At 66.7% G+C, this 25,361-nt stretch carries 30 protein-coding genes; 20 read left to right on the top strand and 10 right to left on the bottom strand.

Annotated features, from left to right (window positions below; translation table 11 throughout):
• Positions 1 to 133: 133 nt before the first annotated feature.
• Positions 134 to 586: a CopD family protein gene (locus tag ACEN8G_RS19965; protein ID WP_413413796.1), complete on the bottom strand. Its 453-nt coding sequence runs from the start codon at positions 584 to 586 to the stop codon at positions 134 to 136.
• A 5-nt stretch (positions 587 to 591) separates the two neighbouring features.
• The gene (hemE, locus tag ACEN8G_RS19960) at positions 592 to 1,614 is read right to left on the bottom strand and encodes a uroporphyrinogen decarboxylase (RefSeq protein WP_413413936.1); all 1,023 of its coding nucleotides are present in this window, start codon (positions 1,612 to 1,614) and stop codon (positions 592 to 594) included.
• Positions 1,615 to 1,916: 302 nt separating this feature from the next.
• Between hemE and ACEN8G_RS19955 the strand changes: the two genes are divergently transcribed.
• The 11 genes from ACEN8G_RS19955 to ACEN8G_RS19905 all read left to right on the top strand — a co-directional run bounded on the left by ACEN8G_RS19955 (position 1,917) and on the right by ACEN8G_RS19905 (position 8,837).
• The gene (locus tag ACEN8G_RS19955) at positions 1,917 to 2,738 is read left to right on the top strand and encodes a pyruvate, water dikinase regulatory protein (RefSeq protein ID WP_413413795.1); all 822 of its coding nucleotides are present in this window, start codon (positions 1,917 to 1,919) and stop codon (positions 2,736 to 2,738) included.
• Complete coding sequence (locus tag ACEN8G_RS19950) at positions 2,735 to 3,331, top strand: Maf family protein (RefSeq protein WP_413413794.1); 597 nt, start codon at positions 2,735 to 2,737, stop codon at positions 3,329 to 3,331. Before ACEN8G_RS19955 ends, ACEN8G_RS19950 begins: the two co-directional genes overlap by 4 nt.
• A complete protein-coding gene (gene aroE, locus ACEN8G_RS19945; protein ID WP_413413793.1) occupies positions 3,328 to 4,137 on the top strand; it encodes a shikimate dehydrogenase in 810 nt (269 codons plus the stop codon). The genes ACEN8G_RS19950 and aroE overlap by 4 nt, the downstream gene beginning before the upstream one ends.
• Before the next feature lie 121 nt (positions 4,138 to 4,258).
• On the top strand, positions 4,259 to 4,852 hold the full coding sequence (gene coaE, locus ACEN8G_RS19940) for a dephospho-CoA kinase (protein WP_413415485.1): 594 nt from the start codon (positions 4,259 to 4,261) through the stop codon (positions 4,850 to 4,852).
• 7 nt (positions 4,853 to 4,859) lie between these two features.
• A complete protein-coding gene (dnaQ, locus tag ACEN8G_RS19935; RefSeq protein WP_413415484.1) occupies positions 4,860 to 5,552 on the top strand; it encodes a DNA polymerase III subunit epsilon in 693 nt (230 codons plus the stop codon).
• A 73-nt stretch (positions 5,553 to 5,625) separates the two neighbouring features.
• A complete protein-coding gene (gene hpf, locus ACEN8G_RS19930; protein WP_413415483.1) occupies positions 5,626 to 6,213 on the top strand; it encodes a ribosome hibernation-promoting factor, HPF/YfiA family in 588 nt (195 codons plus the stop codon).
• A 36-nt stretch (positions 6,214 to 6,249) separates the two neighbouring features.
• Positions 6,250 to 6,717: a PTS sugar transporter subunit IIA gene (locus ACEN8G_RS19925; protein WP_413415482.1), complete on the top strand. Its 468-nt coding sequence runs from the start codon at positions 6,250 to 6,252 to the stop codon at positions 6,715 to 6,717.
• Positions 6,677 to 7,165 (top strand): PaaI family thioesterase, encoded by a 489-nt coding sequence (locus tag ACEN8G_RS19920; RefSeq protein WP_307117980.1) that lies wholly within the window; start codon positions 6,677 to 6,679, stop codon positions 7,163 to 7,165. The genes ACEN8G_RS19925 and ACEN8G_RS19920 overlap by 41 nt, the downstream gene beginning before the upstream one ends.
• Positions 7,165 to 7,503: a DUF1491 family protein gene (locus tag ACEN8G_RS19915; RefSeq protein ID WP_413415481.1), complete on the top strand. Its 339-nt coding sequence runs from the start codon at positions 7,165 to 7,167 to the stop codon at positions 7,501 to 7,503. The genes ACEN8G_RS19920 and ACEN8G_RS19915 overlap by 1 nt, the downstream gene beginning before the upstream one ends.
• Positions 7,504 to 7,659: 156 nt before the next feature.
• Positions 7,660 to 8,304, top strand: coding sequence for a cell wall hydrolase (locus tag ACEN8G_RS19910; RefSeq protein WP_413415480.1), 645 nt, complete (start codon positions 7,660 to 7,662; stop codon positions 8,302 to 8,304).
• Positions 8,305 to 8,354: 50 nt separating this feature from the next.
• A complete protein-coding gene (locus ACEN8G_RS19905; protein ID WP_307116804.1) occupies positions 8,355 to 8,837 on the top strand; it encodes an MmcB family DNA repair protein in 483 nt (160 codons plus the stop codon).
• Between the two features lie 98 nt (positions 8,838 to 8,935).
• Here ACEN8G_RS19905 and ACEN8G_RS19900 read toward each other — a convergent pair whose 3' ends face one another.
• Positions 8,936 to 9,553 (bottom strand): ankyrin repeat domain-containing protein, encoded by a 618-nt coding sequence (locus ACEN8G_RS19900; protein ID WP_307116803.1) that lies wholly within the window; start codon positions 9,551 to 9,553, stop codon positions 8,936 to 8,938.
• Between the two features lie 69 nt (positions 9,554 to 9,622).
• Between ACEN8G_RS19900 and ACEN8G_RS19895 the strand changes: the two genes are divergently transcribed.
• From ACEN8G_RS19895 to ACEN8G_RS19885, 3 genes are read left to right on the top strand one after another with little or no spacing between them, the layout of a single operon-like run.
• Positions 9,623 to 10,207, top strand: a complete 585-nt coding sequence (locus tag ACEN8G_RS19895) for an SCO family protein (protein ID WP_413415479.1) — start codon at positions 9,623 to 9,625, stop codon at positions 10,205 to 10,207.
• A 10-nt stretch (positions 10,208 to 10,217) separates the two neighbouring features.
• A complete protein-coding gene (locus ACEN8G_RS19890) occupies positions 10,218 to 10,652 on the top strand; it encodes a YcgN family cysteine cluster protein (RefSeq protein ID WP_413415478.1) in 435 nt (144 codons plus the stop codon).
• A 44-nt stretch (positions 10,653 to 10,696) separates the two neighbouring features.
• A complete protein-coding gene (locus ACEN8G_RS19885) occupies positions 10,697 to 11,323 on the top strand; it encodes a M48 family metallopeptidase (RefSeq protein WP_307117979.1) in 627 nt (208 codons plus the stop codon).
• A gap of 148 nt (positions 11,324 to 11,471) precedes the next feature.
• Here ACEN8G_RS19885 and ACEN8G_RS19880 read toward each other — a convergent pair whose 3' ends face one another.
• The 4 genes from ACEN8G_RS19880 to ACEN8G_RS19865 are packed head-to-tail and all read right to left on the bottom strand — an operon-like array spanning position 11,472 to position 15,160.
• Positions 11,472 to 13,628, bottom strand: coding sequence for a transglycosylase domain-containing protein (locus tag ACEN8G_RS19880; protein WP_413415477.1), 2,157 nt, complete (start codon positions 13,626 to 13,628; stop codon positions 11,472 to 11,474).
• Positions 13,629 to 13,678: 50 nt separating this feature from the next.
• The gene (gene msrB, locus ACEN8G_RS19875; protein WP_307116799.1) at positions 13,679 to 14,104 is read right to left on the bottom strand and encodes a peptide-methionine (R)-S-oxide reductase MsrB; all 426 of its coding nucleotides are present in this window, start codon (positions 14,102 to 14,104) and stop codon (positions 13,679 to 13,681) included.
• Positions 14,105 to 14,138: 34 nt separating this feature from the next.
• Complete coding sequence (locus ACEN8G_RS19870) at positions 14,139 to 14,639, bottom strand: beta-carotene hydroxylase (RefSeq protein ID WP_413415476.1); 501 nt, start codon at positions 14,637 to 14,639, stop codon at positions 14,139 to 14,141.
• A 23-nt stretch (positions 14,640 to 14,662) separates the two neighbouring features.
• On the bottom strand, positions 14,663 to 15,160 hold the full coding sequence (locus ACEN8G_RS19865) for a hypothetical protein (protein ID WP_413415475.1): 498 nt from the start codon (positions 15,158 to 15,160) through the stop codon (positions 14,663 to 14,665).
• 167 nt (positions 15,161 to 15,327) lie between these two features.
• Here ACEN8G_RS19865 and sucC point away from each other — a divergent pair, with 167 nt between their 5' ends.
• The 4 genes from sucC to ACEN8G_RS19845 all read left to right on the top strand — a co-directional run bounded on the left by sucC (position 15,328) and on the right by ACEN8G_RS19845 (position 19,192).
• Positions 15,328 to 16,530, top strand: a complete 1,203-nt coding sequence (gene sucC, locus ACEN8G_RS19860; protein ID WP_413415474.1) for an ADP-forming succinate--CoA ligase subunit beta — start codon at positions 15,328 to 15,330, stop codon at positions 16,528 to 16,530.
• Between the two features lie 279 nt (positions 16,531 to 16,809).
• Positions 16,810 to 17,562: an electron transfer flavoprotein subunit beta/FixA family protein gene (locus tag ACEN8G_RS19855; protein ID WP_413415473.1), complete on the top strand. Its 753-nt coding sequence runs from the start codon at positions 16,810 to 16,812 to the stop codon at positions 17,560 to 17,562.
• Entirely contained in the window at positions 17,559 to 18,488 is a 930-nt protein-coding gene (locus ACEN8G_RS19850) for an electron transfer flavoprotein subunit alpha/FixB family protein (protein ID WP_413415472.1), read from the top strand. The genes ACEN8G_RS19855 and ACEN8G_RS19850 overlap by 4 nt, the downstream gene beginning before the upstream one ends.
• Positions 18,489 to 18,583: 95 nt before the next feature.
• Positions 18,584 to 19,192 (top strand): hypothetical protein, encoded by a 609-nt coding sequence (locus ACEN8G_RS19845; protein WP_413415471.1) that lies wholly within the window; start codon positions 18,584 to 18,586, stop codon positions 19,190 to 19,192.
• Here the strand turns inward: ACEN8G_RS19845 and ACEN8G_RS19840 are convergent.
• Entirely contained in the window at positions 19,161 to 20,396 is a 1,236-nt protein-coding gene (locus ACEN8G_RS19840) for an MFS transporter (RefSeq protein ID WP_413415470.1), read from the bottom strand. The two genes, ACEN8G_RS19845 and ACEN8G_RS19840, sit on opposite strands and share 32 nt — an antisense overlap.
• A gap of 154 nt (positions 20,397 to 20,550) precedes the next feature.
• On the opposite strand from ACEN8G_RS19840, the gene ACEN8G_RS19835 reads away from it, so the two are divergent.
• Together ACEN8G_RS19835 and ACEN8G_RS19830 are read left to right on the top strand one after the other, a co-directional pair.
• Positions 20,551 to 21,441: an HNH endonuclease gene (locus tag ACEN8G_RS19835; RefSeq protein WP_413415469.1), complete on the top strand. Its 891-nt coding sequence runs from the start codon at positions 20,551 to 20,553 to the stop codon at positions 21,439 to 21,441.
• Between the two features lie 73 nt (positions 21,442 to 21,514).
• On the top strand, positions 21,515 to 22,699 hold the full coding sequence (locus ACEN8G_RS19830; RefSeq protein ID WP_413415468.1) for an MFS transporter: 1,185 nt from the start codon (positions 21,515 to 21,517) through the stop codon (positions 22,697 to 22,699).
• On the opposite strand, the gene nhaA is transcribed toward ACEN8G_RS19830, so the two are convergent.
• Together nhaA and ACEN8G_RS19820 are read right to left on the bottom strand one after the other, a co-directional pair.
• The gene (gene nhaA / locus ACEN8G_RS19825) at positions 22,600 to 23,769 is read right to left on the bottom strand and encodes a Na+/H+ antiporter NhaA (RefSeq protein WP_413740674.1); all 1,170 of its coding nucleotides are present in this window, start codon (positions 23,767 to 23,769) and stop codon (positions 22,600 to 22,602) included. The two genes, ACEN8G_RS19830 and nhaA, sit on opposite strands and share 100 nt — an antisense overlap.
• Positions 23,766 to 25,343: a lysine--tRNA ligase gene (locus ACEN8G_RS19820; RefSeq protein WP_413415466.1), complete on the bottom strand. Its 1,578-nt coding sequence runs from the start codon at positions 25,341 to 25,343 to the stop codon at positions 23,766 to 23,768. Before ACEN8G_RS19820 ends, nhaA begins: the two co-directional genes overlap by 4 nt.
• Positions 25,344 to 25,361 lie beyond the last annotated feature (18 nt).

The following is a 25,361-nucleotide window of genomic DNA, read 5'->3' as shown; positions in this document are numbered from 1 at the left end:
CCCGGTCCACAGGGCCGAATTAGGAGTGGCCTACCCCCAAGTCAACCGGTCTCCGTGGTCTGGGATACGCTTTTGCGGCAGGCGGTAAGTTGCGGCGACCAGCCGAAATGGCGCAACTTAATTGCGCGCGATTTCAGAAGGGCTTCACCACCGCCAGGATGACGACCAGGATCACTGCCAGCGCCGGCACCTCGCCGACCATGCGCAGCGTCCGCGGCGCCAGGCTGCCCTGCCCCGCCGCGAGCTTCTTCGAATAGCCGACCGCCCAGCCCTGATAGCCGGAAAGCAGGAACACAATCAGCAGCTTGGCATGCAGCCAGCCGAGCCCTGCACCGCCTTCGAACAGCCCCAGATTGGCGGCGAGCGCCAGGCCGAGCAGCCAGACGATCCCGATCGATGGGCTGAGGATCATCCTGCGGAGCAGCGCCTCGCGCTTTTCCCAGGCCGCCGCCTCGGGCGTGCCCAAGGCTTCCTGGTGATGGACCAGATAGCGCGGCAGCAGGAACAGGCCGGCCATCCAGAAGATCACGAAGATGATGTGGAACGCCTTGACCCAAAGATAGGCGCCGCCAAGCCAGCCTGCCATCGATCCTACCCCCTGATGCGTCCCAGCAGCTGCTCGACATGTTCGATCGGCGTGTCCTGCTGGATGCCGTGGCCGAGATTGAACACATGCGGGCGGCTTGGAAAGGCCGAAAGGATCCGGTCGACCGCACGATCGAGCGTCTCGCCGCCGGCGATCAGCGCAAGCGGATCGAGATTGCCCTGCACCGGGAGATTCTCCGGCAGCACCGCATTGGCCCAGGCGGGATCCACCGTCTCGTCGAGTCCGATCGCATCGACCCCCGTCTCGCGCGCATAGGCCGGAAGCTTGCCGCCGGCACCCTTGGGAAAGCCGATCACCGGCGCCTTGTCCTTCACCGCCGCGGTGATCCGCGCGGTCGGCGCGATCACCCAGCGCTCGAACTGCTCGGGGCTCAGGCTTCCCGCCCAGCTGTCGAACAGCTGCACGGCTTCGACTCCCGCATCGATCTGCGCGCTCAGATAGTCGATCGTGCAATCGGCGATCCGGTCGATCAGCGCCTGCATGAGTCCGGGATCGGCATAAGCGAGCCGCCGCGCCTCGGCTTGTTCCCGACTCCCCTGCCCGGCGATCATATAGGTCGCGACGGTCCAGGGGCTCCCTGCAAAGCCCAGGAAGGTCACTCCGGGGTCGAGGCGGAAGCGAACCTGCCGGACGGTCGCATAGACCTTCTCCAGGGCCTCAGAACCCGATTCAAGGCCATCCAGCACGGCACGGGTGGTCACGGTCGGCGCCAGGCGCGGGCCTTCGCCGGTTTCGAACCAGAGTTTCTGCCCCAGCGCCATCGGCACCATCAGGATGTCGGAGAACAGGATCGCCCCGTCCATGCCGAAGCGCCGGATCGGCTGGAGGGTGATCTCGGCCGCCGCCTCGGGATCGAGCGCGAGTTCGAGGAATCCGCCCTTCTCGGCCCGGAGCGCGCGATATTCGGGCAGGTAGCGGCCGGCCTGACGCATCAGCCAGACGGGCGGAATCTCCTGCCGGACACCCTTGAGCGTCTCGAGCAGCGGCTTGGGATGGGAGTCGGTCAGGGCCCGTTCCTAAAACAATAAAGAATGAATCTAGAGATTGTTGGAGTCTGTTGGCGCGTGGAAACCGGGGCTTATGCACTCGTCCGCGAGTTGCCAACAGTTTGACTCTCGCCGCCCCTCGGGAGTCCTCGGATTCGCGGATGCCGTCCCCGTTTTCAACAGGCTGTGGATTGGAATCACAAGCTGGGGATGCGGATGTGGACGAATCACCAGAGGAGTCATCAAACTGACCCGATTGGTTCGTGCGCCGGGTTGCGCTAGTGGCTGTCAGCCATGTTTTCCACAGATCCATTCACGGCCTGATGCGGCTCCACCTCCACCTCCTCTCCGACTCCACCGGCGAGACGCTGGAGAACATCGCCAAGGCGGCGCTCGCCCAATATGACGATGTCGAGACGCTTCGCCATTTCTGGCCGATGGTGCGCAGCGAGGCGCATCTCGAGCGTATCCTCCAGGAGATCGCGCAGAATCCCGGGCTGGTGCTCTACACGCTGGTGAACCCCGAGATCCGCCGCACGCTGGAGAGCCGCTGCCGGGCGATGGGCCTGCCGGCGATCGCGCCGCTCGATCCGGTCAACCATGCGCTGTCCAACCTGCTCGGCCAGGAGGCCAAGGCACGGCCGGGCCGCCAGCACACCCTCGACGCCGCCTATTTCGCCCGCGTCGATGCGATCCAGTTCACCATCGCGCATGACGACGGGCTGCTTGCCGAGGACTGGGAAGAGGCGGACATCCTCCTCGCCGGCGTGTCGCGCTCGTCCAAGACGCCGACGTCGATCTATCTGGCGAACCGCGGCTACAAGACCGCCAACATCCCGATCGTGGTGGAATCGCCGCCGCCGCCCGAACTCTACAAGCTGAAGCATCCGCTTATCGTCGGCCTCACCACCAGTGCCGACCGGCTGATCCAGATCCGCCGCAACCGCCTGCTCTCGCTCAACCAGGCGACCGAGACCAGCTATGTCGAGCAGGACGCGGTGACCCGCGAAGTCGCCTTTGCCCGGCGGATGTTCGCCGATAATGGCTGGCCGGTGATCGACGTGACCCGCCGCTCGATCGAGGAGACCGCGGCGGCGATCATCCAGCTGTGCAACGAGCGGACGCTCGAAAAGGGAAAGCAATGAACCTCGTACTCGCCTCGCAGAGCGCTTCGCGCCGCGCGATGCTCAATGATGCCGGCGTGCCGCATGAAGCCGTGACGGCACAGGTCGACGAGGCTTCGGCCAAGGCATCCTTGCTCGCCGGCGGCATCTCCCCGCGCGATCTCGCCGATGCGCTGGCCGAGCTGAAGGCGTTGAAGGTCTCCGGCCTGGTGCCGACCGCGCTGGTGCTGGGCGGCGATTCGCTGGTCGCGCTCGACGACGGCTCGCTGCTCGACAAGCCCGAGAGCCGCGAGCAGGCCGCCGACCATCTCCGCCGCATGTCGGGCAGGACGCACGACATCTACAGCGCCGCGGTGATCGCCGAGGGCGGCCGCGCGGTGTGGCGCTTTGTCGACCGGGCGAAACTCCATGTGCGCCCGCTCTCCGAGGCGTTCATCCAGGAATATCTCGATGTGGAATGGCCGGCGATCGCCGGCTGTGTCGGCTGCTTCCGGATCGAGGGGCCGGGCGTCCAGCTGTTCAGCGCTACCCAAGGCAGCCAGTTCACCATTCTCGGCATGCCGTTGCTGCCGATCCTCGGCTATCTGCGCACCCGCGGGGTTCTGACGTCATGACCATCCATGCCGAGGTGATCGGCGACCCCATCGCCCAGTCCAAGTCGCCACTGATCCACGGCTTCTGGCTGAAGCAGCTCGGCATCGAGGCCGAATATCGCCGCGCCCATGTGAAGCCCGAGGAACTGGCCGGCTATTTCGAGGCGCGCCGGGGCGATCCCGATTGGCGCGGCTGCAACATCACCCTGCCCCACAAGCAGGCCGCGCTCGAATTCGTCGAGGATCGCGGCGGTATCCGCGAATCGATCGGCGCGATCAACACGGTGGTGCGGGCCGAGGACGGCGCGCTGGTCGGCACCAACACCGATGCCGGCGGTTTCTATGCGCCGATCGCCGGGCTCGATCTCGAGGGCAGGCATGCCGTGGTGATCGGCGCCGGCGGCGCGGCGCGGGCGATCCTGTTCGCGTTGTCCCGCGTCGGCGTCGGCAAGGTCACCTTGCTCAACCGCAACGTCCTGAAGGGTGCGGCGCTGCTCTCCGGCTTCGGGATCAAGGGCCAGGCCCTGCCGCTGGGCAGCAAGCTTCCCCCGGCGCAGCTGCTGGTCAATGCCAGCGCGCTCGGCATGGTCGGCCAGCCCCCGCTCGAGATCGACCTGTCGCCGCTGCCCGAGGACGCGGTGGTCTATGACGCGGTCTATGCCCCGCTCGAGACCGACCTGCTCGCCCAGGCCCGCGCGCGCGAGCTCGATACGGTGGACGGGCTCGAGATGCTGGTCGGCCAGGCCGCCCTCGCCTTCGAATTGTTCTTCGGCGCCGAGCCCCCGCGCGACCGCGACGAGGAACTGCGCGAGCTGCTGCTTCGGTGACGGGTCCCCGCGCCATTTCCGCTCTCCTCGTCATCCCCGCGAAGGCGGGGATCCAGAGTCGCAAAGGCGCTCGCTCCGTTACCCTGGATCCCCGCCTTCGCGGGGATGACGGGAGGGGTAGTTGATCACGCTCGGCCTCACCGGTTCGATCGGCATGGGCAAGTCGACCGTGGCGGCGATGTTCGCCGGGTTCGGCGTGCCGGTGTTCGACGCCGATGCCGAGGTCCATCGGCTCCAGGGTCCGGGCGGCGCGCTGGTCGCCGAGATCGAGGCGGAATTCCCCGACACCACCACCACGCTGGGCGTCGATCGCACGCTGCTGCGCGAGGCGGTGCTCGCCGATCCCGCCGCCTTTGCCCGGCTGGAGGCGATCATCCACCCCGTCGTGGCCGAGGCGCGCAACGCCTTTCTCGAGTCGAATCACGCGGCGCCGCTGGTGGTGCTCGACGTGCCCCTGCTGTTCGAGGCCGGCGGCTGGCAGCATGTCGACAAGATCGCGGTGGTCTCGGCCCCGGCCGAAATGCAGCGCGAGCGGGTGCTGGCCCGGCCCGGCATGACGGCGGCGCGCTTCGAGGCGATTCTCGCCCGCCAGCTCCCCGATTCGGAGAAGCGCGCCCGGGCGGACTTCGTGATTCCGACGGGCGGTTCGCTCGATGAGACGCGCGGCGCGGTACGTAATGTCATCGCTTGCCTAGCGGGGCCGGCAGTAGGATAAGTGTCACATGCGTGAAATCGTGTTCGACACCGAAACCACCGGGCTCAGCTTCTCGGGTGGCGACCGGCTGGTCGAGATCGGATGTGTCGAGCTGGTCAACCGGGTGATGACCGGGCGGCACTATCACGCCTATATCAATCCCCAGCGGCCGATGCCGATCGAGGCGTTCAACGTCCACGGCCTGTCGGACGTGTTCCTCTCGGACAAGCCGCTGTTCGAGGACGTGGTCGAGGACATGCTCGAATTCATCGGCGACAGCCCGATGATCGCGCACAACGCCAATTTCGACTTCGGCTTCATCAATGGCGAGCTGAAGCGCAGCGGCCGGCCGATCGTCGATCTCGGCCGCATGGTCGACACGCTGGCGATCGCCCGCGTCAAGCATCCCGGCGCCAAGCATACGCTCGACGCGCTCTGCACCCGCTACGGCATCGATCTCACCCAGCGTACCCTGCACGGCGCGCTGATCGACGCCTCGCTGCTGGCGCAGGTCTATGTCGAGCTGACCGGCGGCCGGCAGATCACTCTGGGCCTCGCGGTCGACGCGCCGATCGTGCGCGAGACCGCCGGCGAGGCACCGACGCGGGTACATGTGCGCCCCGCGCGACAATTTGCGGCGAGCGCGGCGGAACTCGAACGCCACGCAGCCTTTCTCTCTAAGATGGAGGAGCCGCTCTGGGGCGCCGCCGCAGCCAGTTGAACCCCGGCCTTGGCCTGGGTCAAAGGGCTGGGACCCCGCCCCAGCTAACGTCCTCGTAAAAGCGGAGGTGAAGATGGACATCCGGGTTTCTGGGCATCAGGTCGAGACGGGCGCTGCGCTCACGGCGCAGGTCAACGAGCGGCTCCAGGGGATTGCGGGCAAATATTTCTCGCGCGCCATCTCGTCCCAGGCGACCTTCGGCAAGGGGCCGCACGACAATGGCTTCACCTGTGACATCGTGATGCACGTGACCCAGGGGCTGGTGCTCAAGGCGACCAACAAGGGCATGGAGGCGCATGGCGCATTCGACGGCGCGGCCGACCGGATCGACAAGCAGCTGCGCCGCTACACGCGTCGGCTCAAGGACCGGCAGAATGGCGTGGTCAATGCGTTCGCGGAGAACGGCGCCTATGACAACAATGCCGGCTATACGCTCTTCCAGGAGCATCCCGAGGAGGACGAGCCCTCCGATGCGCCGCTGATCATCGCCGAGACCCGGGTCGATGTGCCCGATGCCACCGTTTCGGATGCAGTTATGATGCTCGACCTCCGCAACACCAACGCGCTGCTGTTCCGAAATAGCGCGACAGGGGCCCACAACATGGTCTATCGGCGCGGCGACGGGACGATCGGCTGGGTGGAACCCAACCGCGCTGCCTGAGTAGTAGGGTCGGGGGCGGACCTAACTGGAATATCGATGACGACGATCAGTGATTTGCTCGTGCCGGAGGCAGTGCTTTCCGGTACGAGCGTTGCCAGCAAGAAGGCGCTGTTCGCAGCGCTGGGGGCAGCCGCCGCCGAGGCCTATGGCCTCGACGCGCGTGCGGTAGCCGAGACCCTGACTGCCCGCGAGAAGCTCGGCTCGACCGGCTTCGGCGCGGGCATCGCCATCCCGCATGGCAAGCTCGATACGATCCGCCGTGTGTGCGGCGTGTTCGTCCGGCTGGAGAAGCCGGTCGATTTCGGCGCGGTGGACGAGCTGCCCGTCGACCTGGTCTTCATGCTGCTATCGCCGGTGGGCGCGGGTGCCGAGCATCTCAAGGCGCTGGCCTGTGTCTCGCGGCTGCTGCGCGACAAGAGCGTCGCCGCCAAGCTGCGCGGTGCTGGCTCGCACGATGCGCTCTATGCGCTGCTCGCTGGCGTGGAGGCGCGTGACGCTGCCTGAACCGACCGGGGCGGAGGCGCATTTCCGCGCGCTCGAATCCCTCTATGCCGCAGCGCCGATCAACCGGCTGTTCGAATCCGTGCTCGAGATTCCCGAGCCCGGCGTCGCGCGCATCCGCTTCACCATCGACGAACGCTATTTCCATGCCGCCGGCGCTGCGCATGGCACGAGCTATTTCAAGATGCTCGATGATGCCGCCTTCTATGCGGTCAACAGCCTGGTCACCGATCGCTTCGTGCTGACCACCCAGTTCAACCTGCTGCTCACCAAGCCGCTGGGTCCCGGACCGGTGGTGGCGGAGGGCCGCTGGGTGAGCGGCCAGCGCCGCGTGTTCGTCGGCGAGGCGCGGCTGATCGATGCGACCGGCGAGGAAGCGGCGCGCGGCACGGGCACCTTCATGCGCTCGCGCATCCCGCTCGCCTCGCTGCCCGGCTACGCCCAGGGCTGATGGCGCGGCTCGCCACCGGCGTGCTGGTCAATGCACTGATCCGCCGTGCCGAGGGCGCGGGTGGCAGCGCGATGGTATTGGCGAAGGGGGATGCGACGGCCGGCGCCGTGCTCCTGCTGCTGGTCGAGCGCGGGGCCAATCCGCGCTTCGTCGAACGCGGTCTGGGCCCCGACGGGGACCCCGCGCTGATCCCCTCCGGCCCCCGCGAATTTGCCGATGACGGCGAAGTCACTGCCTATTGGAGGCGGCGCCGCGAGCGCGATTCCGACCTCTGGGTGGTGGAACTGGATATCGCGCAGGCGGAACGGTTCGCCGCTGAAACATTGGCGATGAATTGACATCCGGCCGCTGTGCGGCGAAAGGCCCCGGCTACATCAATCGCGTTGTGCTGCCCGGGGTGTGAAGTCGGTCGGTTACGCAGTCGGGGGGGAAGCCCGGCGGTCCCATAGAGAAAACGGGCCGGCCGCGCACCAACCGCACAGCAACGAAGCCAAATGAAGTTCATCCACCGCGCCGCGTGCTTCGCGGCCGTGACTTTTTGCGCTGGCGCACTTGCGAATGCCGCCACGCTCGATGTGACCCTGGGCGCGCAGGATGCGCCGGTTCAGACGGTCAACACGCTGGAACACCAGGTTGTTCCCACCCCGGCTCCCCAGGCCGCGCCGACCGCCCTTCCGAAGGGCGAGATCGTCCAGCAGATCCCCAATGCGGATGCGGACGAAGAAGATTTCAACTCGCTCTCCGAAGCCGTGGCAGCGCAGGACGCGCCCGCGTCGCTCGGCAGCGAGCTCAACTGCCTTGCCGTGGGCATCTATTACGAGGCCAAGAGCGAGCCGCTCGCCGGCCAGCTCGCCGTGGCGGACGTGATCCTCAACCGCACCGAATCGGGCCGCTTCCCGCGCTCGGTCTGCGGCGTGGTCACCCAGCGCGGCCAGTTCTCCTTCGTGCGCGGCGGCAAGCTGCCGACCCCGCCGGCCAATGGCCAGTGGAAGAAGGCGCTCGCCGTGGCCCAGGTCGCGATGAACGAGCAGTGGGACTCGCCCGTGCCCGAGGCGCTCTATTTCCATGCCCGCTATGTGAAGCCGAGCTGGAAGCGCGCCCGTGTCGGCACTGTCGGCAACCACGTTTTCTACCGCTGACCCGAGTCGCAGGGTTTCCTGCGTTCGCCTAATGTTCTAAGCGGCCGGGGATGAACTCTCCGGCCGTTTCGATTCAGCCAGACCCGTTGATCGCCGCCGATGTGGCGCGCGGTGTCACGCGGCTCCTCCTTCGCCATGATTGCGTCGCGCTGGCCGAAGTGCCGCTCGAGGGTGGCCGCCGTGCCGATTTGATGGCGATCGATTCGCGCGGCAACATCGTCATCGTCGAGATCAAGGTCTCGCGCGCCGATCTGCTCGGCGACGGCAAATGGACCGATTATCTCGCGCATTGCGACCGCTTCTTCTGGGCGGTGCCCGAAGGGTTCGACCTGCGCCCGTTCGAGCAGGAGGGTTTCCTGCCGGCGCGTGCCGGGCTGATCGTCGCCGATCGCTACGATGCGGCGGTGATGCGCGAGGCGGCGACCTTCCCCCTGCCCGCGCCCACCCGCAAGAAATGCACCCTGGCCTTTGCCCGGCGCGCTGCGCGCCGGGTCATCCAGATCCTCGATCCCGACGCGGAGGCGGCGTTCTAGCGCGGTAAAACCCGCTCTTGGCGTGAACTTCGTGTACTTTGGCCGCCTGGCCATGCTCGAACGCGGAAGCCGGGTTGCGCCCGGCTTCGCGCTGGCAATCAGAGCTTGGGGCCGGCCGGTGCCGCGCTGCCGCTGGCCTTGCCGCCCTTGGGGGCATCGGTCAGCAGCTTGAGGATCTGCGGATAGCGCGCCTCGTCGCGGGCATAGTCGCGCGCCGACTTGCCGGTGACATTGTCGGTCCGGTCCGGATTGGCACCCGCGTCGAGCAGCTCGCGCACCACATTGATGTCGTGCACCTGCACGGCGCGGATCAGCGGAGTCTCGCCGCTCATATTGGCGAGGTTCACGTTTGCGCCATACTTGATCAGGATCTGCACGCCCTCGTCCCAGCCGCGCTCGGCGGCGATGAGCAGCGCGGTGTTGCCGCGGCCGTCCTGGAGGTTGGCGTTGATGTCGTCCTGCTGGAGCAGCACGCGCAGATAGACCGCATCGCTCCGCTTCACCACGATGTGCAGCGCGCCCTCGCCGGTGTTGCGGTCCTTGGCGTTGACGATCCGGAGCGACTTGTTCTCCAGATACTTGTTCACCTTGCTGCCGTCCGTCTCGCGGATGGCATTGAGGAAATTATAGCTGTCGGAGAATTGCTGGGCCGACGCGGGCGCGGCGGCGAGCATCAGCAGGGCGGCGCCGGCGGCGCCCAGTACGCGAACGATCATGTGTTTGCCCAAACCCCATAGCGGCAGTGCTTGCAAGCCCCGGACTATCAGATCATGGCTGGCGATACCATGAGCAGGATATTTCAGGCCGTTGCGCCTTTGCTACTGATCGTCTCGGGCTGCAGCGGCGGCGCCGGCGACGAACCGCCCTTGGCCGGTGCCCGCATCGGCGGCCCCTTCGCCCTCACCGATCAGGCCGGCAAGACAGTCCGGGACGGCGATTTCGCGGGCAAATATCGCATCGTCTATTTCGGCTACACCTATTGCCCGGACATCTGCCCGAACGACATGCTCAAGATCGGCCAGGCGATGAAGCTGCTCGACAAGCAGGCGCCGGCCAAGGCGAAGGCAATCGTGCCGATCTTCATCACCGTCGATCCCGAGCGCGACACGCCCAAGGTGGTCGGCGAGTTCATCCGCAACTTCGACGATCGCATCGTCGGGCTCACCGGCAGCCCCAGAGCGATCGAGGCGGTCGAGAAGCAATATGCGGTCTATGCCAGGAAGGAAGCGCCCGGCCCGGGCGGCGCCTATCTGGTAGGGCACAGCCAGATTGCCTATCTGATGGACAGGGACGGCAAGCCGATCACGTCGTTGCCGATCGAGAAGGACGCTGCCGCCCTTGTGGAGCAGCTCGACCATTGGGTGAAATGACCGGTAAATAATGACCAGTAAGTTCTGGGAAGACCTGCCGCTGGAAAAGCTCGACCGGGCGCAATGGGAAGCCCTTTGCGACGGCTGCGGCAAATGCTGCATCCACAAGCTGGAGGACGAGGAGACCGGCGAGCTCCACGCGACCAACGTCGCCTGCCGGCTGCTCGACCGGCGGATGGGGCAGTGTTCGGACTACAAGCACCGCCATGCCTATGTCCCCGAATGCGTGCGGCTGACCGCGCGCAATGTCCGCGACATCGAATGGCTGCCTTCCACCTGCGCCTATCGCCTGCGCGGCGAGGGCAAGCCGCTGCCCGACTGGCATTATCTGGTGAGCGGCGACCGGGAATCGGTGCACGCCGCCGGCCAGTCGACGCGCGGCTGGACGGTGAGCGAGGACGATGTGATCGATTTCGAGCATCACCTGGTGGACCGCGAGCTTTGAGCGAAGCGGAGATCGAGGTGGTTCGTCACGCCCGGGCGCGGCGGATGCGGCTCTCGGTCGATCCCCGGTCAGGCAAGGTGAAGCTCACCCTGCCGCCGCGGGCCTCGCTCAAGAAGGGCATGGACTGGGCGCGCGAGCAGCAGGGCTGGATCGCGCTGCAACAGGCCAAGATGCCCGAGGCACGGCCCTTCGCGCCGGGCGCGCGCATTCCGGTCGGCGATGCCGAAGTCGAGATCGTCTGGCCCGCGACCGGCGCCGGGCGGACTCCGAAGCTGATCGGCGACCAGCTGCTCTGCGGTGGTCCGCGCGAAGGGCTGGAGAAGCGCATCGAGCGCTGGCTGCGCCAGGCAGCGCTCGACCTGTTGAGCGAGGAGACCGCCGAATATGCCGAGCGCGCCGGGGTGAGCGTCACCAAGGTCTCGATCGGCGATCCGCGCGGCCGCTGGGGCAGCTGCGCCTCCTCGGGCCAGATCCGCTACAGCTGGCGGCTGCTGCTCGCGCCGAGCTTCGTCCGCCGCTCGACGGTGGCGCATGAAGTCGCGCACCGTATCCACATGAACCACTCGCCGGCGTTTCACCGCGTGGTGGCCGAGCTCTACGAAGGCGATCCGGATCGTGCCCGCGCCTGGCTCAAGCGCAACGGCGCCGGGCTGCACTGGTACGGTAGATGACGCCTCCCCTCTTGGCTCCCCTCCCTGGAAGGGAGGGGCCGGGGGGGGTAGCGTGCCGGGGGTACTGAGAAGACAAGGCGAGACCGCGCCGTAGCGCGTGCATAGACCCCCCCCAACCCCTCCCTTCCAGGGAGGGGGCTTCAGAAGATCACTGCTGCTCGCCCCTCGGCGCCCCATCGCGCGGCTGCGGGGCCGTCTGCCGGGGAACGTCGCGCGGCGCCTCGCGCTGGTCGCGCTGCGGCTGGGCAGGCGCCGGACCCCGCTTGCCGGTCATCCGGTCGATCCAGTCCTGGTCGAGCTGTTCGTCGCCCTGCCCGCCCTGCTGGCCGGGCACCGGCTGCACCTGCTCGGTGCCGTCGCTGCGCGGCTGCTGGTCCTCGGGCACCGGATTGCCGTCCTCGTCGACGAACACGCCATTGTCGGGCTCGCCATAGGCGGCATTCTCTTCGTCGAGCGCATATTCGGGCAGCGTCACCTGGGTGTCGAACTGCTCGACCGGGCGCTTCGCCACTGCTTTGACCATGAAGTCGTGGAAGGCACGTGCCGGCGCGGTGCCGCCCTGCAGGCCGGGAACGACCTTGGCATCGTCGCGGCCCATCCACACGCCGGTGGTCAGGCCCGAGGAGAAGCCGACGAACCAGCCATCCTTGTTCGAGGTGGTGGTGCCGGTCTTGCCCGCCACCGGGCGGCCGATCTGCGCGGCACGGCCGGTGCCGGTGGCGACCGCGGTCTGCATCAGGTCGGTCATCTGCGCGGCGACATAGGGGGCGACCAGCACATGGCTGGTGTCGACCTCATGCTGGTAGATCACCGCGTTGTTCGCAGTGACGCGGGTGATGCCGTACGGCGTCACCGCCACGCCCTTGTTCGCCACCGAGGCGAAGGCGCGGGTCATGTCGATCAGGCGGACGTCGGAGGTGCCCAGCACCATCGCCGGATGGGTATCGACCGGGGTGGTGATGCCGAAGCGGCGCGCCATGTCGGCGATCGCGCCGAAGCCGACTTCCTGGCCCAGCTTCGCCGCGATCGTGTTGACCGAATAGGCGAAGGCGGTGCGGATGTTCATCTCGCCGCGGAACGCGCCCGAGCTGTTGCGGGGCGACCAGCCGTTGATCGTCACCGGCTCGTCGACCACCAGGTCGTCGGGCTTGTGGCCGCTTTCCAGCGCGGCGAGATAGACGAACAGCTTGAAGGCCGATCCCGGCTGGCGGGTCGCCTGGGTCGCGCGATTGTAGATCGAGGCGACATAGTCCTTGCCGCCGACCATCGCGCGCACGGCGCCGTCGCGGTCCAGGCTGACCAGCGCACCCTGCGCATTCTTCGGGGCATTGGCGCGGATCGCGTCGTCGGCGGCGCGCTGCATGTTCAGGTCGAGCGTGGTCCACACCTCGAGCGGCGCCTCGGTCTCGTCGATCAGCACCTCGAGCTGGGGCAGCGCCCAGTCGGTGAAGTAACGCACGCTGTTCTGCTTGGGCTCGGGGGCGAGCGCCACGGTGCGCGGGTCGGTCGCCTTGGCCTGGGATTCGGTGATCTTGCCGGTCTCGGCCATCAGGTCGAGCACCACGCTGGCGCGGCCGATCGCGGCTTCGGCATCGGCGGTCGGCGAATAATGCGACGGCGCCTTGACCAGGCCGGCGATCACCGCCGCCTCGGCCAGGCTCAGGTTCGTCGCCGGGTGACCGAAGAACTTCCGGCTCGCCGCGTCGATGCCGTACGCGCCGCCGCCGAAATAGACCTTGTTGAGATAGAGCTCGAGAATCTCGTCCTTGCTGAACTTGCGCTCCATCGCCAGCGCGATCACACCCTCGCGCACCTTGCGGCCGACATCGTACTTGTTCGACAGGAAGATGGTGCGGGCCACCTGCTGGGTGATGGTCGAGCCGCCCTGCAGGCGCCGGCCCTCGTCGTGCAGCTGCTTGGCGCGCCAGAAGATGCGGGCGACACCGACCGGATCGACGCCCCAGTGCGATTCGAAGCGGCGATCTTCGGTCGCGATGATCGCGTCCTTCATCACCTGCGGGATCTGGTCGTACTTGATCCACTCGCCATAGCTCGGCCCGAGCGAGACCAGCACGGTGCCGTCCGCGGCATGGACGCGGATCATCTGGCCGTTGGGCGAGGACTTCAACTCGTCGAAGCTCGGCAGCGTCGACTTGGTCGAATAGACCGCGATCAGGAGCGCGATGAAGGCGAGCAGCGCAACGCTGCCCCCGCTGATCAGCGTCCAGAAGGCGACACGCTTCCAAAAGGAGAGATCACGCCATTTGGGCGTGCGGATCACGGCTGGCAGGTTTTTCGATGGCATCGGGGGAGTGCGATTAAGCCCTATTCGGCCCGGTCACAAGGATCAGGCGCTCAGCCTTGCTCGCTAGCGGCATTGTGGTTGCCGCCACGTGAACGAAAATCGAGGCTGGCCGAGTTGATGCAGTAGCGCAGGCCCGTGGGCGGCGGCCCGTCGGGGAAGACATGGCCCTGGTGCCCGTCGCAGCGTGCGCAGCGCAGCTCGACCCGGCGCATGCCATGGCTGACATCGGCATGCTCGGTGACGTTCTCGGGATCGATCGGCCGGGTGAAGCTCGGCCAGCCCGATCCCGAATCGAACTTGTCGGCGCTGTCGAACAGCTCGAGCTTGCAGCCGGCACAGAGATAGAGGCCGTCGGCCTTGTTGTCGGTGAAGCGGCCGGAAAAGGCGGGTTCGGTCCCTGCCTCGCGCAGCACGTGGAACTGTTCCGGGTTGAGGCGCTTGCGCCACTCGGACTCGGAGAGGTTCAGATGCTCCATAGGTCCAAGCATGTGTCCGGCACCGGGGTCCGCGTCAATCCGGGTTCGCGCGGAACCGGGCCAAACCGGTATTGACCTTCAGCTGGCGCTTCAGTTCGTCCGCCGGCGGCGCCCAGAGGAAGCCGAAACTCACCGCGCCGTGCTTCGATTCAACCACATGGTGCAGCCGGTGCGCCTGGACGATTCGCTTCATATAGGTCGAGCGCGGGACATAGCGGTGCGCCACCCGCTGGTGGACGATCACGTCGTGGAAGCCGAAATAGATCGCGCCATAGCCGGCGATTCCCGCGCCGATCCAGGTGAAGCCCGGCCACCAGCCCGCCTGCACCCCGCCATAGAGCAGCACGATCGACGGGATGGCGAAGATCACGGCGTACAGGTCGTTGCGCTCGAACCAGCCGGTGCGGGCGCGGTGGTGGCTCTCATGCAGGAACCAGCCCGGCCCATGCATCACCCAGCGGTGCATCGCCCAGGCGAACGCCTCCATCCCGGCAAGCGTGGCAAGGAACAGGGCAAGGCCGATCCAGGGGGACATGATGGCTAGATAGGCGCTTCCGTTCAGAAGGCGAAGGCCGTGCCGTCGCAATTCGCCGGAGTCAGCGTGTAGGACGCGAAGGGCTTCTCGCTGCCGTCGGGTTTGCGCGTGGCGATCGTCCAGCGCCAGCCCTTGCCCTGCGGCTCGAAGCGGTTCGCGTAGAGTGCGTCGGGATAGACGTAATCGATGGCGATCGCGCCGACCTTGTCGGCCGCGCCCTTGCCACTGGCGCTGTAGCCGGCGCCGAAACTGTCCATCCACCAGGCGCTCAGCCGGTCGCCGTCATGGTCTCCGATGACGATCGCAGCGTCATAGGGATCGGCCGGATCGAGCCCGTGCGATTCGAGCAGCAGATAGCGCCCGCCCAGCTTCCAGTCGCCACGCACCCGAGTCGCGACTCGCTTGCCCATCACTTCGCCGGGCGCGTCCCAGCAGCCCGTAAGCCGATCGAGTGCCTGATGGGCTATACCCGGTTCGACGGTCGGCGAGAGCAGCAGCGCGGCGGCGAGGGCTAGGGTCATGGCGATTTCCTAACCCCGGAAAGGCGCCACGGCCATACCGGCTTTACGACGACTTATTGCAAGTTTGTCGCACTCGCATTTACTGCGAAAAGATTTGGATTCGCGCGCGCGTCGTGCTTAAGGCACCCGCAAACTCCTCCCCGCCACAACCATGAGGGCGCGTTCCCATGAACATCCATGAATATCAGGCCAAGGAACTGCTGGCTAAGTACGGCGCGCCGATCGCCGCCGGCTTCGCCGCCTTCACCGTCGAGGAGGCCGTCGAGGCCGCCAAGAAGCTGCCTGGGCCGCTCTTCGTCGTGAAGTCGCAGATCCATGCCGGCGGCCGCGGCAAGGGCAAGTTCAAGGAGCTCGGTCCGGATGCGAAGGGCGGCGTCCGCCTCGCCTTCTCGCTCGACGAGGTCCGCGCCCACGCCACCGACATGCTCGGCAACACGCTGGTGACGATCCAGACGGGTGAGGCCGGCAAGCAGGTCAACCGCCTCTACATCACCGACGGCGCCGACATCGCCAAGGAATTCTACCTCGCGCTCCTCGTCGATCGCGCCACCGGCCGCGTCGCCTTCGTCGTCTCGACCGAGGGCGGCATGGACATCGAGGAAGTCGCCCACTCGACCCCCGAGAAGATCCACACCTTCGACGTCGATCCCGCGACCGGCTTCATGCCGCACCATGGCCGCGCCGTCGCTGCCGCGCTGGGCCTGACCGGCGACCAGGGCAAGCAGGCCGCCAAGGTCGCGTCGTCGCTCTTCGCCGCCTTCGTCGCGACCGATGCGGCGCAGATCGAAGTGAACCCGCTGGCGCTGACCGAGCAGGGCAACCTCCTCGTCCTCGACGCCAAGGTCGGCTTCGATTCGAACGCGATGTTCCGCCACAAGGACCTGGCCGAGCTGCGCGACGAGTCGGAGGAAGATCCCGCCGAGCTCGAAGCCTCGAAGTACGACCTGGCGTACATCAAGCTCGATGGCGACATCGGCTGCATGGTCAACGGCGCCGGCCTGGCGATGGCCACGATGGACATCATCAAGCTCAACGGCATGTTCCCGGCCAACTTCCTCGACGTCGGCGGCGGCGCTTCGAAGGAGAAGGTCACCGCGGCGTTCAAGATCATCCTCGCCGATCCGAACGTGAAGGGCATCCTGGTCAACATCTTCGGCGGCATCATGAAGTGCGACATCATCGCCGCCGGCATCGTCGCCGCGGCGAAGGAAGTGAACCTCTCGGTGCCGCTGGTCGTCCGCCTTGAGGGCACCAACGTCGCCGAGGGCAAGGAAATCCTCGCCAATTCGGGCCTCGCCATCGTTCCCGCGAACGATCTGGGCGATGCCGCGAAGAAGATCGTGGCCGAGGTCAAGAAGCTCGCTGCCTGAGCAAGCCGGCCGGCGGCTTGCCGGTTCCGGGCAAAAGGGCGGGGAAGACCGGAAAGCCGGTTCTCCCCGCCCTTTTTGCGTCCAGCCTCCCAGTGCGTTTGGAAAACCGTAGCGTCACCCGCCAGATCGAGTGAATCCGCGGTACCCACATGGCGCGACAACCCGCATCGATTTTTCGATGATCGGGTATGCCCTATCACTGTTTGGGGTGGACTTGGCCGGAATCTCGGGCATTAGCGATCGGGTGTTGCCGTTCTTCCAGCGATGGAGAGGATTTCGATGAAAGTTCTGGTGCCGGTCAAGCGCGTGCTTGACTATAACGTGAAACCCCGCGTGAAGGCGGACGGGACGGGCGTCGATCTGGCGAACGTCAAGATGAGCATGAACCCGTTCGACGAGATCGCGATCGAGGAAGCCGTACGCCTGAAGGAAAAGGGCGCCGCGACCGAGGTGGTCGTCGTCACCATCGGCGTCGCCAAGGCGGAGACCGACGTGCTGCTCACCGCGCGCGCCATGGGCGCCGACCGCGGCATCCTGATCCAGACCGATGACGAGGTCGAGCCGCTGGCCGTCGCCAAGCTCCTCGCCAAGGTCGCCGAAGAGGAGCAGCCCGGGCTGATCATCCTCGGCAAGCAGGCGATCGACGACGACAGCAACCAGACCGGCCAGATGCTGGCCGCTTTGCTCGGCTGGCCGCAGGGTACCTTCGCCTCGAAGGTCGAGCTGGGCGGCAACGGCGTCAAGGTCACCCGCGAAGTCGATGGCGGCCTCGAAACCGTGGACCTCAAGCTGCCGGCGATCGTCACCACCGATCTTCGCCTCAACGAGCCGCGTTACGCGACTCTGCCGAACATCATGAAGGCCAAGTCCAAGCCGGTCGCGAAGAAGACCGTCGCGGATTACGGCGTCGACGTCACCCCGCGCCTCAAGACGCTCAAGGTCGTCGAGCCGGCCAAGCGCAGCGCCGGCATCAAGGTGGGCTCGGTCGACGAGCTGGTCGAGAAGCTCAAGGGTCTGGGAGTCGCGAAATGAAGACGCTGGTTTGGGTCGAACACGACAATCAGAGCCTGAAGGACGCCACCCTCTCGGCGGTCACCGCCGCGGCGAAGCTCGGCGAAGTCCATCTCCTCGTCGCCGGCAAGGGCGTCGACGGCGTTGCCCAGGCGGCAGCGGCGATCACCGGCGTGGGCAAGGTCCATGTCGCCGACGACGCGGCCTATGAGCATTTCCTGGCAGAAAACGTCGCGCCGCTGATCGTGTCGCTGATGGGCTCGCACGATGCGGTCCTCTTCCCGGCGACCACCACCGGCAAGAACATCGCGCCGCGCGTGGCCGCTGCGCTCGACGTGATGCAGATCTCGGACATCCTCTCGGTCGAGGGTGCCGACACCTTCACCCGTCCGATCTATGCCGGCAACGCGATCGCCACCGTGCAGACGAGCGACAAGAAGCTGGTGATCACCGTGCGCGGCACCGCCTTTGCCAAGGCCGCCGCCACCGGCGGTTCGGGCACGATCGAAGCGGTGTCGGGCGAAGGCGACAAGGGCCTCTCCACCTTCGCCGGTGCCGAGATCGCCAAGTCGGAGCGTCCGGAGCTGACCAGCGCGAAGGTGATCGTCTCGGGCGGCCGCGCGCTAGGCTCGTCGGAGCAGTTCCACGCGCTGATCGATCCGCTGGCGGACAAGCTCGGTGCGGCCGTCGGCGCCTCGCGCGCCGCCGTGGACGCGGGCTATGCCCCGAACGACTATCAGGTCGGTCAGACCGGCAAGATCGTCGCCCCGGAAGTCTATGTCGCGATCGGCATCTCGGGTGCGATCCAGCACCTCGCCGGCATGAAGGACTCCAAGACGATCATCGCGATCAACAAGGACGAGGACGCCCCGATCTTCCAGGTCGCGGACATCGGCCTGGTCGGCGACCTGTTCAAGATCGTGCCGGAGCTAACCGAGAAGCTCTGATCCGGGCCTTTCGCTGAAGAAATACGGAAAGGGCGTTCCTGCGGGAGCGCCCTTTCCATTTGCGCTTGCCTGGGCGGATCGATCTAGTGCGCTCGATGATCCCCGCAGGCTATCTACTCAAGCGCACCGTGCCACCCCCCGGCTGGCTCGATGGCCATGTCAGCTCCGTGGAGCAGATATGCAGCGTCTCCGACTGCGTGAACGACAATATCGTGGACCCGCAAAAGGCATGGCTCCACAACGGCTTCGGATTGGCGAACAGTCCGGAAGTGCTTGAATCGCTGGTGACGCGATACGGTGTGGATGCTCGGGGCGCGTCGCTCTTCTACTACGCGGCCTATGGGCAAGAGCTGGATTCGGACGGCTGGAATTTCGATCCAGCCGGCTGGCGTCCGCGTTCACGGGCGCCTTCCTCCGAAATAGCCGACGAAGTCGCACCGCCCGCGTATGATACGCTCACGCTGCTGGGCTATGATGTTGTGGTCTTTGGCGATTTTCTCGAGCACTCGCCGATTTCATGCAATTCGGTCGCCGCCACCTTGCCGGTGAACCAATATTGTCTGTTGAACACTCTCGAGGAAGCCGTCGCCGCGATCGATGCCGGCGCTTTCGGCGAGGGCTGCGAGGATGGCGTGTATACCGTCTTTGAGGTCAATCTTGTGTGTCAGGCCCCTAGTCCGCCCCCATCGGCCGCGGCGGGGTGACCTCCGGCAGCGGCAAGGGCGGAATGGTCGAGAGCTTTGCCGCAATCGCCAGCGCCAGCACGGTCAACACCCCGCAATAGAGTGCAACGCCACTCCAGCCCCAGCCGGTCCAGGCGACGCCGCCGGCCGATCCCAGCACGCTCGATCCGAGGTAATAGAAGAACAGGTAGAAGGCCGCTGCCTGCCCCCGGCTCGCCCGTGCCCGGCGTCCGACCCAGCTCGAGGCGATTGAATGGGCGCCGAAGAAGCCGATGGTGACGATGCCGATCCCGACCACCACTAGGGCCAGCCACATAGACGCGGTCATCGCCGTGCCGACCAGCAGCATCGCAGTGGGGATCCAGAAGATAAGCCGCCGCCCGCGCTTCTCGGCCAAATGCCCGAACCAGGTCGAGCTGACCGAGCCGAGCAGATAGAGCAGGAAGATCGCGCCGATTGCCGCATGGCTGAGGCCAAAGGGCGGGGCGAGCAGGCGGAAGCCGACATAATTGTAGATGGTGACGAACACGCCCATCAGCAGGAACGCCTCGGCATAGAGCAGGGGCATCGCCCGGTCGCGGAACAGCTCGCGCCCTGCCGCGAGCACTGCGCGGGCATGGACTTCCTGCGGCACGAAGCGGCGCGAAGGCGGGGCGAGTCGGCGAAAGCCCTCAGCCATCAGCAATCCGACCAGCCCGACGCCGATCAGGCCCCAGCGCCAGTCGATCAGCTCGGTCAGCAGGCTGACTCCGAGCCGCCCGGCCATGCCGCCGATGCCGCTGCCGGCGATGTAGAGGCCCATGGCCGGCCCCACCGAGCACGGGTCGATCTCCTCGCTGACATAGGCCATGGCGACGGCAGGCATGCCGGCCAGCGCGATGCCGGTGAGGAAGCGCAGGCCCAGCAGCGCGTCCCAGCCGGGCGCCAGCCCGGTGAGCATGGTCAGCAGCCCGGCGCCGAACATCGCTCCCACCATCAGCGGCCGCCGGCCGAGCTTGTCCGAGAGCATGCCGCCGATGACGATCGCCACGGCCAGCGGCCCGGTGGCGATCGAGATGGCGAGGCTCGCCACTTCGGCGCTCAGATGGAATTCGCTGGCGAACAGCGGCAGCAGCGGCTGGGCCGAATAGAGCAGCGAGAAAGTCGAGAAGCCCGCGAACAGCATCGCGAGCGTCAGGCGCCGATAGCCGGGGGAGCCGCGTGTGTAGCCGCCAGGATTAGCCATGGTTCGCCAACGCGTCTGGACCCCTCAAGTGCAGGATGCACCTGCATTTTTCGCAGCTACACTTCCTTATAGGGCAAGCGCTGCGTGCCCAGTATGGAGCCCAACCATTTGCCGCAGCTTGCCAAAACCTGATTTCAGCCGATAGTCGGAGCCAATGGCGAACGGCGTCTTCATTCACCGCGAGGACTCGATTTATCGGGACACCCCGGCCGTCCGCTATCATTTCCCCAAGCAATATCTCGGGCGGGCCCAGGCCTGTATCGGCGAGTGGATTCTCTACTATGAACCAGTGAAGGTTCGGCAAAGCCGCGGTTATTGGGCGGTTGCGCGGGTGGGGTCGATCGTTCCCGATCCTGACCAGCCCGGCATGTATTATGCGATGATCGAGCCCGGCAGCTTCCTGCAATTCAGCACGCCGGTGCCGTTCATGGTCGATGGCGAATGGGTCGAAAGCGGCCTGCTGAACGAGCAGGCAAAGCTCTCCGGCCGCGCCCAGGCGGCAGTACGGCCAATCTCGACGCAGGACTTCATCCGCATCGTCAATCTCGGCCTGCGTGACGAAGACGAACTCTTGCCGCGCCGCGACGCACCCGAGAATCGTGTGCGCGAGGAAGGGCCGGTCTTTCATTTCGAAGCGCGCGAGCGCGTCCAGCAGCTGGTCTCGCGGCCGCTCCGGGACCGCGCCTTTCGCCGCACCGTGCTCGATGCCTATGACGCGCGCTGTGCGCTGACCGGCCTCAAGCTGATCAATGGCGGCGGCCGCGCCGAAGCCGAGGCGGCGCATATCCGGCCGGTCGAGGCCAATGGCCCCGACATCGTCTCCAACGGCCTGGCGCTTTCGGGGACGGTCCACTGGATGTTCGATCGCGGGCTGTTGTCGCTCGCCGACGATCTCTCGATCCTGATCTCGCGCCACGTCAACGACCGCGACAGCATCGCCCAGCTGCTCAACCGCTCGGGCCGCGCCCGGCTCCCCGCGCGACCGGCCGATCATCCGCATCCGCTGTTTCTGGGCTGGCACCGGGAAAACTGCTTCAAGGCCTGAGTGCACGCGCTGCATTCGTATGCATCGCACGCCGCCATTGACGCTGCACCGCAGCATGGCCACTTGAGCGCTAATGCACGCCCCGACCAGCACCCCTGCTCCGACCCATAATGTCGGCCTCGTCCATTTCGCGCTGGCGATGGGCGGCTTTGCGATCGGCACCACCGAATTCGCAACGATGAGCCTGGTGCCGTACATGGCGCAGGGCCTGGGGATCGACGCGCCGAGCGCCGGCCATGTGATCAGCGCCTATGCGTTGGGCGTGGTGGTCGGCGCGCCGCTGATCGCGGTCGGCGCGGCGAAGCTCTCCCGGCGGCTCACCCTGCTGCTGCTGATGGGCGCCTTCGCGCTGTTCAACACACTGAGCGCGCTCGCCCCCAATTACCATTGGCTGCTGCTGTTCCGCTTCCTCTCGGGCCTGCCGCATGGCGCCTATTTCGGCATCGCCGCGCTCGTCGCCGCCTCGCTGGTGCCGTTCAACAAGCGGTCGCAGGCGGTAGGGCGGATGATGCTGGGCTTGACCGTGGCGACGATCCTCGGCGTGCCGCTCGCCAACTGGCTGGGCCAGGCGGTCGGCTGGCGCTGGGGCTTCGTCGTCGTCGGCGTGCTGGCGCTGGCCACCGTCGCGCTGGTCGCGGCGCTTGCCCCGCGCGATCCGCCCCAGCACGGCGCGAGCCCGCTCAAGGAGCTGGGCGCGCTCGCCAATGGCCAGGTCTGGCTCACGCTCGGGATCAGCGCGATCGGCTTTGGCGGCATGTTCTGCGTCTACACCTATGTCGCCTCGACCATGCTCGAGGTGACGCGGACCTCGCCGGCGATGATCCCGCTGGTGCTGGCGGTGTTCGGCGTCGGCGCGACGCTCGGCAGTATCATCGTGCCGAGATTCGCCGATCGCGCGCTGATGCCCACCGCCGCGGTGCTGCTGCTCGGCAGCGCCGTCGCGCTCGCGCTCTATCCGTTCGCCGCGCACCAGCTGTGGAGCATCGCGCTCGACATCTTCGCGATCGGCTTCCTGGGGGCACTCGGTGCGGTGCTGCAGACCCGGCTGATGGACGTCGCCGGCGAAGCCCAGGGCCTGGCAGCCTCGCTCAATCACTCCGCCTTCAACACCGCCAATGCGCTCGGCCCGTGGCTGGGCGGCCTCGCCATCGCGGCGGGCTATGGCTGGACGTCGACCGGCTGGGTCGGCGCTTTGCTCTCGCTCGGCGGGTTCGCGGTGCTGGTGGTGGCGGTGCTGGTCGAGCGCAGGACCAGATAGCCCATCAGCGCCGACAGCAGCGATCCGGCGAGCACGCCGATCTTCACCTGGTCGGTCAGCGGCCCCGGCGGGAAGGCCAGCCCGCCGATGAACAGGCTCATCGTGAAGCCGATCCCGGCAAGCAGCGCCATGCCGTAGATCTGGCCCCAGCGCGCGTGCGGCTTCGGCGCGATCCCCGCCTTCACCGCCAGCCAGATGCTGCCGAACACGCCCAGTTGCTTGCCGGCGAACAGTCCCAGCGCGACCCCGAGCGGCAGCGGCGCGAGCAAGGCTTGCCACCCCGGCAGCGCCACGCCGGCATTGGCAAAGCCGAACAGCGGCACCACGCCGAATGCCACCCAGGGGTTGAGCGCATGCTCGAGCTTCAGCCCCACCGCGCGCGGGATCGCCAGCGCCGCCGCTACCCCCGCGATCGTCGCATGCACGCCCGAGGCGAAGACGCAGAGCCACAGCAGCACCGCCAGCACCAGATAGGGCCAAGGCCGCGCCACCCGCAGCCAATTGCAGGCCAGCATCGCCGCCAGCACCACTCCCGCCCCCGCAAGCGCAAGCAGGTCGAGCTTGGCGGTATAGGCCAGCGCGATGATCGCCACCGCACCCATGTCGTCTACCACTGCGATCGTGGTCAGCAGCAGCTTCAGCGACGCCGGCGCATGCCGCCCGAGCAGCGCCATCAGCCCCATCGCAAAGGCGATATCGGTCGCCGCCGGGATCGCCCAGCCGCGTGCGAAGCCCGGGGCAATCGCCAGATATACCAGAGCCGGCACTGCCATGCCGCTCGCCGCGGCGATCACCGGTAGCGTCCGCTGCGACCAGCTCGACAGCTGGCCCTCGACCACCTCCGCCTTGATCTCCAGCCCGACGAGCAGGAAGAACACCGCCATCAGCGCGTCGTTCACCCAGCCGTGCAGGCTGAGCGGCCCCAGTTCCACGTGGAGCAATGCCGCATAACCGCCCGCAATCGGCGAGTTGGCGACGATCAGCGCAAGCGCCGACGCCGCCATCAGCACCACGCCGCCCGCCGCCTCGCTCGCGATGAAGGCGCGCGTGGCGGCGGCGACGCGGCTCATGCCTTGGCGAGTGCCTCGGCGATCAGCTTGCGGCTGTTCTCGATCCCGTAGAGCGCGATGAAGCTGCCCATCCGCGGCCCCTGCTCGCTGCCGAGCAGCGTCTCGTAGAGCGCCTTGAACCAGTCGCGCAGATTCTCGAACGCGTCGGTCTTGCCGATCTCGTAGACGATGTTCTGGATATCCTCGGCCGAGGCGTCCTCCGGCAACTCTCCGAGCTGCGCGTCGAGCTGGCGCAGCGCACCCGCCTCCGCCTCGTTCGGCGCACGGCGCTGCAGCGTCGGCTCGACGAAGTCCTTCGCGTAGCGAATCGCATAGCCGACCATCCGGTCGAGCTCGGGATGCGATTCGGGCGAGAGGTCCGGCGAATAGCGGCGCAGGAAGCCCCAGATCGTCTCGCGATTGCCCACGCCCGGCAGGCTGACCAGGTTGAGCAGCAGCCCGAAGGTCACCGGCAGCGTCTCGGCCGGCACCTTGCCATTATGAATATGATGGACCGGATTGCCGAGCTTCTGGGCGAGTTCCTGGGTCGGGTAATTGGCGCGGAACTGCCAATATTCCTCGATCGCGCGCGGGATCAGCCCGAGATGCAGCGACTTCGCCTTCTTGGGCTCGCGGTAGATGTAGAAGGCCAGGCTCTCGTCCGGTCCGTAGGTCAGCCACTCGTCGATCGACAAGCCGTTGCCCTTGGACTTGGAGATCTTCTCGCCCTTGGCGTCGAGGAACAGCTCGTAGATCAGCCCCTCGGGCCGGCGCGCGCCGAGCACCTGGGCGATCTTGCCGCTCTGGATACCGCTGTCGATCAGGTCCTTGCCGTACATCTCGTAATCGACGCCGAGCGCCGCCCAGCGCATGCCCCAGTCGGGCTTCCACTGGAGCTTGGCCTGGCCGCCGAAGATCGACTGCTCAATCGTCTCGCCTTCATCGGTGAAGCGGATGATCCCCGCCTCGGCATCGACCACTTCCACCGGCACCTGCAGCACCACGCCCGACTTCGGGCTCACCGGCAGCACCGGCGAATAGGTCGCCGCCCGCTCGGCGCGCAGCGTCGGCAGCATCACGTCCATGATCGCCTGGTAGTTGCGCAGCACCGTGCGCAGCGTCTCGTCGAAGCGGCCCGAGCCATAATAGTCGGTCGAGGACGCGAATTCATATTCGAAGCCGAAGCGATCGAGGAATTCGCGCAGCATCGCATTGTTGTGCGCTGCGAAGCTCTCGAACTTCTCGAACGGGTCGGGAATGCGCGACAGCGGCTTGCCGAGATGCGCGGCGAGCAGCGCCTGGTTCGGCACATTGTCCGGCACCTTGCGCAGCCCGTCCATGTCGTCGCTGAACGCGATCAGCCGGGTCTTGTTGCCGGTCATCTCCTCATAGGCGTGGCGCACCATGGTGGTGCGCAGCACTTCCTGGAAGGTGCCGATATGCGGCAGGCCCGAGGGGCCGTATCCGGTCTCGAACAGCACCGGCGATCCGTCGGGCTTGCCCTGCGGATAGCGTTTCACCAGCTTGCGCGCTTCTTCGTACGGCCAGGCCTTGGACTCGAGTGCGGCTGCGCGCAGGATGGCATCGTCTGTCATGATGGGTGGCGCGTGCGC

Source organism: Sphingomonas sp. Sphisp66 (genome assembly GCF_047324325.1).
In the GTDB taxonomy this organism is placed as follows: Bacteria; Pseudomonadota; Alphaproteobacteria; order Sphingomonadales; family Sphingomonadaceae; genus Sphingomonas.
The sequence above is the reverse complement of the archived record's forward strand: the minus strand, read 5'-3'. Positions and strand labels throughout refer to the sequence as shown.